Annotated in this window: 10 protein-coding genes; 5 read left to right on the top strand and 5 right to left on the bottom strand. The window is 71.3% G+C overall.

The genetic code is table 11. The features are described from left to right. A partial coding sequence (locus HY68_RS43660) for a senescence-associated domain-containing protein (RefSeq protein WP_241778761.1) occupies window positions 1–819 on the bottom strand: 819 nt, incomplete at its 3' end. Between the two features lie 341 nt (window positions 820–1,160). Here HY68_RS43660 and HY68_RS42705 point away from each other — a divergent pair. Next, the gene (locus HY68_RS42705; protein WP_041987547.1) at window positions 1,161–1,880 is read left to right on the top strand and encodes a hypothetical protein; all 720 of its coding nucleotides are present in this window, start codon (window positions 1,161–1,163) and stop codon (window positions 1,878–1,880) included. A gap of 6 nt (window positions 1,881–1,886) precedes the next feature. After that, window positions 1,887–2,816 (top strand): SRPBCC family protein, encoded by a 930-nt coding sequence (locus tag HY68_RS11055; RefSeq protein ID WP_041987549.1) that lies wholly within the window; start codon window positions 1,887–1,889, stop codon window positions 2,814–2,816. A 31-nt stretch (window positions 2,817–2,847) separates the two neighbouring features. Here HY68_RS11055 and HY68_RS11060 read toward each other — a convergent pair whose 3' ends face one another. After that, window positions 2,848–3,663, bottom strand: coding sequence for an RNA methyltransferase (locus HY68_RS11060; RefSeq protein WP_041987550.1), 816 nt, complete (start codon window positions 3,661–3,663; stop codon window positions 2,848–2,850). A gap of 48 nt (window positions 3,664–3,711) precedes the next feature. Next, complete coding sequence (locus HY68_RS11065) at window positions 3,712–4,887, bottom strand: membrane protein (protein ID WP_041987551.1); 1,176 nt, start codon at window positions 4,885–4,887, stop codon at window positions 3,712–3,714. Between the two features lie 60 nt (window positions 4,888–4,947). Between HY68_RS11065 and HY68_RS11070 the strand changes: the two genes are divergently transcribed. Continuing rightward, the gene (locus HY68_RS11070) at window positions 4,948–5,919 is read left to right on the top strand and encodes an ArsR family transcriptional regulator (RefSeq protein ID WP_041987552.1); all 972 of its coding nucleotides are present in this window, start codon (window positions 4,948–4,950) and stop codon (window positions 5,917–5,919) included. A 41-nt stretch (window positions 5,920–5,960) separates the two neighbouring features. On the opposite strand, the gene HY68_RS11075 is transcribed toward HY68_RS11070, so the two are convergent. After that, window positions 5,961–6,335 carry a VOC family protein gene (locus HY68_RS11075; RefSeq protein ID WP_041987553.1) on the bottom strand — a complete coding sequence of 125 codons (375 nt, stop codon included), beginning with the start codon at window positions 6,333–6,335 and terminating at the stop codon, window positions 5,961–5,963. 124 nt (window positions 6,336–6,459) lie between these two features. Then, on the bottom strand, window positions 6,460–7,113 hold the full coding sequence (locus HY68_RS11080; protein ID WP_041987555.1) for an SDR family NAD(P)-dependent oxidoreductase: 654 nt from the start codon (window positions 7,111–7,113) through the stop codon (window positions 6,460–6,462). A 156-nt stretch (window positions 7,114–7,269) separates the two neighbouring features. On the opposite strand from HY68_RS11080, the gene HY68_RS11085 reads away from it, so the two are divergent. Beyond that, window positions 7,270–7,923, top strand: coding sequence for a GntR family transcriptional regulator (locus tag HY68_RS11085; protein ID WP_198533253.1), 654 nt, complete (start codon window positions 7,270–7,272; stop codon window positions 7,921–7,923). Further along, on the top strand, window positions 7,920–8,373 hold a 454-nt coding region (locus HY68_RS11090; protein WP_041987559.1), incomplete at its 3' end, for an MFS transporter. The genes HY68_RS11085 and HY68_RS11090, both read left to right, overlap by 4 nt.

Consider the following 8,373-nt stretch of genomic DNA (forward strand, 5'->3'; position numbering starts at 1 on the left):
CGCCGGCTTGCGCCGCCTCGCCTTTGCCGTACCGGCGATCTCGCCGGACCGCTCGGCCGTCCTCTCGCCGGTCCGCCCGGCCGTCCCGCGTACGCCGTCGGTGGCCGCCCCCGCGGCCTCGGTGGCCTGCTCAGCGGTGTCGGTGGCCTGTTCCGTGGCCTGCCCGGCGGTGTCCTCGACGGTTTCGGCGGCGTCCCCGACGGCGTCCCCGGCGACGTCGCCCGCCTTGCCGACAGCGTCGCCGGCCTTCTCGCCGACGCCTTCCACCGTTTTGCCCGCGCCCTTGCCGACGCCCTCCACCGCTTCGCCTGCCCCCTTGCCGACACCTTCGACCGCGCCCCCCGCGCCCTTGCCGACGTCCTGTACGGCCTCGCCTGCGCCGCGGCCGACATCCTGGACCGCGCCCCCCGCGCCCTGCCCGACGTCCTCGACGGCGGCGCCCGCGCCATGGCCCAGTTCGCCGACGGCCTGCCGCGTACCGCTGCCGATCTCCTCGACCGCCGAACCCACCCCGCGGGTGAGCTGTTCCAGGATCTGGGGATTGCGGTCGATCGTGGTCAGCACCCGGTTGACGATCACCGCGACATGGTGCAGCCGCACCTTGAGCTGCGCCTGAGCGTCGACGCCCTTCACTGTGAGCTGCACCCGTCCGAGGTCCACGTCGGCGCCGACGTTCAGCTTGAGCAGATCGAGCACTTCGGCCTGGAGGGTGACACGGGCCCGTAGGTCCTCGACTTCAAGGTTGATCTCGTCGACATGGAGCGTGGGGACGTCGAGGAACACATCGGGAGCGCCCTGGGTGGCGGAGTTCTCGGCCATGTCGTCGTCGACAAGCTCGCCTTCGCCCTCGAACGTGTCCTCGCCCTCGTAAGCGTCCTCGGCCTCGTCGGGATCCTCGGGGGCCTCGGAGTCCTCGGCCTCGTCGTCGGCTTCGTCGGCGATCTCGGCGTCGAACTCCTCCTCCTCGTAGGGCTCTTCGGCGTTCTCTGCGTCCTCGCGCATACGAGTGCCTCCTCAGCAGTACGCTTTAAGTGCGGTTTGTTAATACTGTCACGTTTTGAGGTTGTTCACCCGAATGGCGACATTGCGCCATGCCGCGCACAGTGGGACGTGAGACCGCGAGCCGAAGCACAGCTATCAGCAGGGCAGGTGCCGCACTTATGGATCAGGAAACGAAAGTCTCGCTCGCCGCGGCGGTGGCCGGAGGCTACGTACTGGGCCGGACGAAGAAGGGTCGGCTCGCCCTCACCACGATGACGCTCCTGCTCGGCAGGCGCCTCGGTCTCGACCCACGGCAGCTGGTCACGGAGGGCGTCCGGCGGCTCGGTGAGGTACCGCAGGTGGCCGAGTTGCAGGAGCAGATAAAGACCGAGGGGCTCGACGCGGCGCGGCAGGCCGTTTCGGCCGTCGCGGGCCGTGGGGTGGGCTCCATCTCCGACGCGATCAGCAGCCGGGTGCCGGGAGTTGGCGGCGGAGAAGACAAGAACGAGGACGAGGACGAGCCGGCCGAGGCGGAGGATTCCGAGGACACGGAAGACACGGAAGACACCGAGGACTCCGAGGACGACGGCGAGTACGAGAACGAAGACGAAGAAGAGGACGAAGAAGAGGAAGAGGACGAGGAAGAGGAAGAGGGCGAACCCGAGGACGAAGCCGACGAGGAGCCGGAAGAGGAGCCCGAGGAGGAGCCCGAGCCGCCGAGGCGTCGCAGGCGCCAGCCCGCGAAGCCGGCCCCCGCCAGGAAGTCCGCGCCCGCGAGGAAGGCACCGGCGAAGAAGGCACCGGCCAAGAAGGCCGCTCCCGCGAAGAAGTCCGCGGCGGCGCCGAAGAAGGCGGCCAAGAAGGCTCCTGCTCAGCCGCGCTCCAACCGACGGAGGTAGCTCGCCATGGCCAGCTCAACTCTCGTCCTGTTGCGCGAAGAACTCACGAAGTACGTCGGCTCCCAGGTGGGCAAGCTGGCCGAGAAGGCCGGCGACAAGCTGACGGGTGTCACCACGCAGCTGACCGATGTCGCCGAGAACGGCGGGAAACTCCCCGCGATCGGCGGCCCGGTGAAGGCTTTCGCGGCGGACAAGGCGAAAGGCGTGAAGGACAACGTCGTGGACAAGGCCAAGAGCGCCGTCGGCAGGGGCGACAGCGACCGGGAGGCGGGCGACGTCAAGGTGACGAGCATCATCGAGACCCTGGACGTCGGCGTACCGCTGCGCACCGCCTACGACAGCTGGACGGAGTACGACGCGTTCGGCAGCTTCACCAAGGGTGTGCAGGACGTCTCGAAGAACGACGACGTGACGTCCGAGTGGAAGGCGAAGATCGGCCCTTCGAGCCGCAGCTTCACCGCCACGGTCGAGGAGCAGGTGCCGGACGAGCGCATCATCTGGAAGTCGGAGGGCGCCAAGGGCACGACCAAGGGCGCCGTCACCTTCCACGAACTGGCCCCGTCCCTGACCCGCATCGTGCTCGTGGTCGAGTACTACCCGGCCGGCTTCTTCGAGAAGACCGGCAACCTGTGGCGCGCCCAAGGCAGGCGGCTGCGGCTGGACTTCAAGAACTTCCAGCGCTACGTCACGCTCACGGACGAGGAGCCGGAGGGCTGGCGCGGCGAGATCCGCGACGGCGAGGTCGTCGTCACCCACGAGGAAGCGCTCGAAGCCGAGGACGAGGCCGACGAGGACCAGGACGACGACGACGGCGGCGAGTACGAGGACGAAGACGAAGAAGAAGACGAAGAAGAGGACCCCGAGGCCGAAGACGCGGACGACGACACCGAGTGGGAGGAGGACGAGGAAGAGGAAGAGCCGCGCAAGGCGAGCTGATCCGCGACGGCGGTCGGCGTGAGCGTCCCGTTCAGCGACGGCGTTGGCGGGACGCTTCGTACAGCAGCACCGTCGCCGCGTTCGACGCGTTGAGGGAGCTGGCCGAGCCGGTCATCGGGATGTGGACCACGTGGTCGCACAGCTCGCGCCAGGCCGTGCTCAGGCCGGCCGTCTCGTTGCCGATCAGCAGCAGCACCGGCCGGGTGAGGTCGAAGTCCGAGGCCTCCGCCTCGCCGTTCTCGTCCGTGCCGACCACCGTCACCGCGTGGCCGCCGGCCCGCTCCTTGGTCAGCCACTCCGTCACCTCGTGGTGCGAGGGCGTGCGGACCACGGGCAGCGCGAAGAGTGAACCCGTCGTGGCCCGGACGGACTTGGGGTCGTATACGTCAGCGGCGTGGCCCGTGACGATCAGGCCGTCGGCGCCGAAGGCGTCCGCCGAGCGGACGATGCTGCCGATGTTGCCCGGCTGGGTCGGGCGGTCGAAGAGGACGCCGAGGAAGGCGTCGTGCACGGGGATGCGCGTCAGGTCGTCCGGGCGCATCTCGACGACGGCCAGCACCTCCGGCGCCCCGTCCGTACGCTCGCTCAGCTCGGCCAGCAACTCGGGCGCCATCGCGACGCGTTCGGTGCTGATGCCGCGCAGCAGTTCCTCCGCCCAGCGCGACAGCGGGCGGCTCGCGTCGTACAGCAGGGCCCGTACGGTCCAGCCGTGCTCGACGGCCATCGTGATCGGCCGTACGCCCTGGACCAGGAACTCGTTCTGGCGCTTGCGCTTGTTGCGGTTGCCGAGCAGCGCGTGCCATTGCTGGAAACGGGCATTGCGGGTCGTGATCCGCTGAACGGCCACCCGTCCTCCGATGCCGTGCGATCCGTCGTGTGAGGTGTGTCCGTAATCCTAGGCATACGCGGCGGCCTTCCCCGGCCGCAGTCCCGGCGCCAACACCAAGGTGACGGCCACGGAGACGGCGGCCATGGCCGTCATCGCCGCCGCGGGCGAGGTGAGTTGGGCGACGCCGCCGGCGAGCGCCGCGCCCACGCCCTGCATGGCGAGCATCCCGGAAGAGCTGAGCCCCAGGGCGTGGCCGCTCAACTCGTGCGGGGTCAGGGCCATCAGGCGCTCCTGGAGCAGCAGGCTCGCCGAGTAGCCGACCGACGCGAGGACGACGGCGGCGACCGCGACCGGCAGCGCAGGGTGCAGTGCGAAGACCAGGTAGGGGGCGGCGAGCAGCAGCCGCAGCGGCGGGCCGAGCCGGGTGCGCCACAGCGGGGTGACGAACCGGCCGGTCAGCGTGTCCCCCGCGAGCATGCCGAGCGCGGCGCAGGCGAAGAGGAGTCCCGCGTGGTGGGGCGCGTAGGGGACGTACAGGGATTCGCAGCCGACGATCAGCCCGTTGGGCACCCAGAGCGCGAGATACACGTACCGGCGCGACCGGGCCGACCACAGCAGCGCGTTCGTCCGCCAGGTCTCGGCGACGGACGGCCGCCCCGCCGCACGGGCCTGCCGGGCGGCGAGGCCGAGCCGGGCGACCAGCGCGGCGGCGAGGTACAGGCCGGCGCCGGTGAGCAGCGTGCCGCGCGGCGACAGGGCGGTGACGAGCAGGGCGCCGGTGGCGTACCCGCAGATCTGCATCGTGCCGGACGACATGTTGAGCACCGAACGGCCCAGCAGATAGCCCTCCTTGCTGAGGATCTCGTTGAGCAGCCCGTACCGCACCCCGCCGCCGACCGACGCGAGCAGCCCCTGCGCCAGCAGGATCGCGAACGCGGCCCACACGGGCAGTCCTGGGACGGCCTGCGCCGCCGTGCCGAGGCCGAAGAGGAGGGCGAGGCCGGCGGTCGCGGCGCGCGGCGGCAGCCGGTCGGCCGCGGACAGGAGCGTGGTCGCGCCGAGCAGTTGGGCGAGCGACGGGCCGAACATGGCAAGCGCGGACAGCAGCGGTGACCCGGTCGCCCCGTAGATCAGCGTGCCGAGGGCCAGGCCGCTCACGGTCTGGGCGGCGACCTGGACGGAGGAGGTCAGGAAGAAGGGGGTGAACTCCGGTGTCCGGAAGACCTCTCGGTAGGTGCGCATGGACCGGAGTCTCGGCCGCTTGGACTGCGGACCGTTAGAGTTTCGCGTGGAGGCGAAACAATGGGCTGGTGGCTGGTCAACGCGGACACGCTCGCGGGCGGCAGGTTCGTGGTGTCTCCGCTGGCGGAGGTCACGGCGAGCCTGAAGACCCTGGAGCGCGGATCGGCCGCGCACCCGGGCGAGCGCGTGTGGCTCGACACGTACCGCCCCGCCTACCGCGCGCGGCTGGCCGCCGACCCGGCAGCGCCGCTGCTCGTACGGATCGGTCTCTGCCGCTCCTGGAACGCGGACTTCCTCACGCCCACCCCCGCCGGTGACGGCGGACAGTCCTTCGAGGAGGAGCTGGCGTGGATCCGCCGGACGCCCCCGGCGGCGGCCCGCGCGGATCTGGCCTTCTCGCTGGGCGGCGGCCCGCTCCCCGCCGAACTCGAAAGGGACGATCTGCCGCGCCTCGCCGCCGCGTTGCTGGAGTGGGTGTGGACCGAGACGGTGCTGCCCGAGTGGCCGCGCCGCCGGCGCGTCATCGAGGCCGACATCGTCGCGCGGACCGAACAGCTCGGCAGGGGCGGCTGGGCGGCTGCCCTGGACACGCTGAGGCCGGAGATGCGCTGGCTGGGCGAAGGCCGGCTACAGATCAACGCGCGCGACCACCCGCCGCGCGAGATCTCCGGCGCCCAGCTGCTGTTCGTACCGGTCACGCCGCGCACCGGCTGGGTCTCCTGGGACGAACCGCACCGCTACGCCGCCGTGTACCCCTGCGCTGGCGCGCTGGCCGAACCGGCGGCGGCGCAGGTCCCCGAGGCGCTGGGCGCCCTGCTGGGACCCGTACGGGCCACCGTCCTCGTCCTGCTCGACACCCCGAAGAGCACGACACAGCTCGTGGCCCTGACCGGCCAGGCCCTCGGCTCGGTCGGCCGCCACCTGAAGATCCTCCTCGACGCCCGCCTGATCCACCGCCGCCGCGCGGGCCGTTCGGTGCTGTACTACCGGACGGACGCGGGCGAGGCCCTGGTCGGCGCGCAGCGCGAGTGACGGGGCGGCGGGTCAACGGGTGGGTCAACGGGTGAACGGCCTCAGGAGGCACGTTCCTTCGCGCTGCGCACCACGCAGAACTCGTTGCCCTCCGGGTCCGTCAGGGTCAGCCAGCCCGAGCCGTCAGGGCGGCGGTGGTCGGCGGCGAGGCTGGCGCCGAGGGTGTAGAGGCGGTCGGCCTCCTCGTCGCGGGTGCGGTCCTGGGGCTGGATGTCGAGGTGGATCCTGTTCTTGGTCTCCTTGGCGTCCGGCACCGAGACGAACAGCAGGCTCGCGCCCGCCGAGGTGACCTGCGCCTCCGGATCCCCGGCGAAGTCGTCGTCCGCCAGGGAGCCTTCGAGGGCTTCGGCCCAGAAGCCGGCCAGGGTGTAGGGGTCGGAGCAGTCGATCACGATGTGGTGTACCAGAGAGGACATGCGCGCCACTGTGTGAGACGCGGCCCGTGCTTGTCCAGCGAGAAACGCCCCGCCGTTCCGGGCCCCGCCCGTTGTGGTCGGAGCCCGGTGAGGTCAGCGGTCTGCGTCGTCAGCGGCCGGTGCCTCAGCGGCCTGTGTGGACGATCTCCCGCTGCCATGCGGTGCGCGGCTGGGTGTGCAGCCGCCAGTAGTGCTCGGCGATCTCGTCCGGATCGAAGTCCGTGCCGGGGGCGACGGCGCCGGTCACCGTCACCGAAGCGGCGTGCACGCCCGACGGGCCGTACCGGAGGTCGAGCAGCTCCACCAGGGTCCGCACGCCCGCCTTGCCGAGCGAGAGGCTCACGTACTCCGCCTTCGGCTCCGGCATGCCGCCCGTCACGATGAACGAGCCGCTGCCGCGCCGCGCCATCGCGGGCGCCACCCGCGCCGCCGTGGTCAGCGCGCCGCCCACGTTGACCGCCCAGGCGGCCAACTGGCCGCGCGCCGACAGGTCGCCGGGTGCGTCCGGCCTGATGACCGCCGCGTTGTAGACCACGGCGTCCGGTACGCCGAACGCTTCCGACGCGGCGTCCAGGGCCGCCCCCAGCGCGTCCTCGTCGGTGACGTCGGCCGACAGCGCCAGCACCTCGGCGCCCGTGGGAGCCACGGCGTCGGCAGCCGCGCGCAGCGACTTCTCCGTACGGGCCACCAGCGTGACCGGCAGCCCCTCCTGTCCGAAGCGGCGCGCCACCGACGCGCCGATCCCCGGGCCGGCTCCGACAATCACTGCCCCCGACATCGCTGCCTCCACGGTCGTTCGTCCCCGGGCCCCGGCAGGGCCGTCGGTCGTGGGTGGGAACATCGCCGTCGCGCTCCCGCATTCCGGCCGCCCGCCGCCGGTCCATATCCCGGACGGGCGATGCTGATGCACCTCTGTTGTATCTAAGCTGTGCGCATGCTGAAGCAGCCCGTCAAGCAACCCCCCGCCGCCGAGCGCGTCTACAGCCATGTCAAAGAGGCCGTGCTCGACCGCAGCTACGAAGGCGGCACCCTCCTCACGGAGGGGGAGCTGGCCGAGGCCGTCGGGGTGTCCCGCACCCCCGTACGCGAGGCGTTGCTCAAGCTGGAGGTCGAGGGGCTGATCAAGCTCTACCCGAAGAAGGGCGCGCTGGTCCTCGCCGTGTCGGCGCAGGAGATCGCCGACGTCGTCGAGACGCGCCTGCTGGTCGAGGAGTTCGCCGTACGCAAGGCCGTGCCCGCTTCGGCGCGGCTGATCGAGCGGCTGGCGGAACTGCTCGACGAGCAGCGGCTGCACGCCGCCGCGGGCGATCTGACCGCCGTGTCCGTCAGCGACCGGTGTTTCCACGCCGAGATCGTGCGGCACGCCGGCAACCAGATCCTGTCGAAGCTCTACGACCAGCTCAGGGACCGGCAGTTGCGGATGGGCCGCGCCATCATCGAGGCGCACCCCGACCGTGTCGCCAAGAACCTCACCGAGCACACCGAGCTGTTCGAGGCGATCAAGGCGGGTGACGTCGAGGGCGCGGCGCAGTGCGTGCGCCGCCACGTCGGCCGGGTCAAGGTGCTGGTCAGGGGTGACGTGCCGTGAGCGCGGCCAGTGCGAGCGGCGCGGGGAACGGGAGCAGTGCCGGTTCTTCGACGCTGCCCGGCGATCCGCCCGGCGGCCGGCGCGCCGCCTGGGTGTGGGGCATCGGCATCGCCGTCTACTTCGTCGCCGTCATCTTCCGTACCAGCCTGGGCGTCGCGGGACTGGACGCGGCCGACCGCTTCCACATCGACGCGTCCGCGCTCTCCACCTTCTCCATCCTGCAACTGCTCGTCTACGCGGGCATGCAGATACCCGTGGGGCTGCTGGTCGACCGGCTCGGTACGAAGAAGGTGCTGACGCTCGGCGTCGTCCTGTTCACCGTCGGACAGCTCGGCTTCGCCCTTTCCCCCTCGTACGGCGCCGCGCTGGCGTCACGCGCCCTGCTCGGCTGCGGCGACGCGATGACGTTCATCAGCGTCCTGCGGCTGGGCGCCCGCTGGTTCCCCGCCC

Source organism: Streptomyces sp. AcH 505 (assembly GCF_000818175.1).
Lineage (GTDB): Bacteria > Actinomycetota > Actinomycetes > Streptomycetales > Streptomycetaceae > Streptomyces.

What these genes read in the sequence shown, in the direction of transcription:
- HY68_RS11055 (WP_041987549.1), top strand. Translation starts at nt 1,887, where the DNA reads ATGGCCAGCTCAACTCTCGTCCTGTTGCGCGAAGAACTCACGAAGTAC.
- HY68_RS11075 (WP_041987553.1), bottom strand. Translation starts at nt 6,335, where the DNA reads ATGTCCTCTCTGGTACACCACATCGTGATCGACTGCTCCGACCCCTAC.
- HY68_RS11065 (WP_041987551.1), bottom strand. Translation starts at nt 4,887, where the DNA reads ATGCGCACCTACCGAGAGGTCTTCCGGACACCGGAGTTCACCCCCTTC.
- HY68_RS11080 (WP_041987555.1), bottom strand. Translation starts at nt 7,113, where the DNA reads ATGTCGGGGGCAGTGATTGTCGGAGCCGGCCCGGGGATCGGCGCGTCG.
- HY68_RS42705 (WP_041987547.1), top strand. Translation starts at nt 1,161, where the DNA reads ATGGATCAGGAAACGAAAGTCTCGCTCGCCGCGGCGGTGGCCGGAGGC.
- HY68_RS11085 (WP_198533253.1), top strand. Translation starts at nt 7,270, where the DNA reads ATGCTGAAGCAGCCCGTCAAGCAACCCCCCGCCGCCGAGCGCGTCTAC.
- HY68_RS11070 (WP_041987552.1), top strand. Translation starts at nt 4,948, where the DNA reads ATGGGCTGGTGGCTGGTCAACGCGGACACGCTCGCGGGCGGCAGGTTC.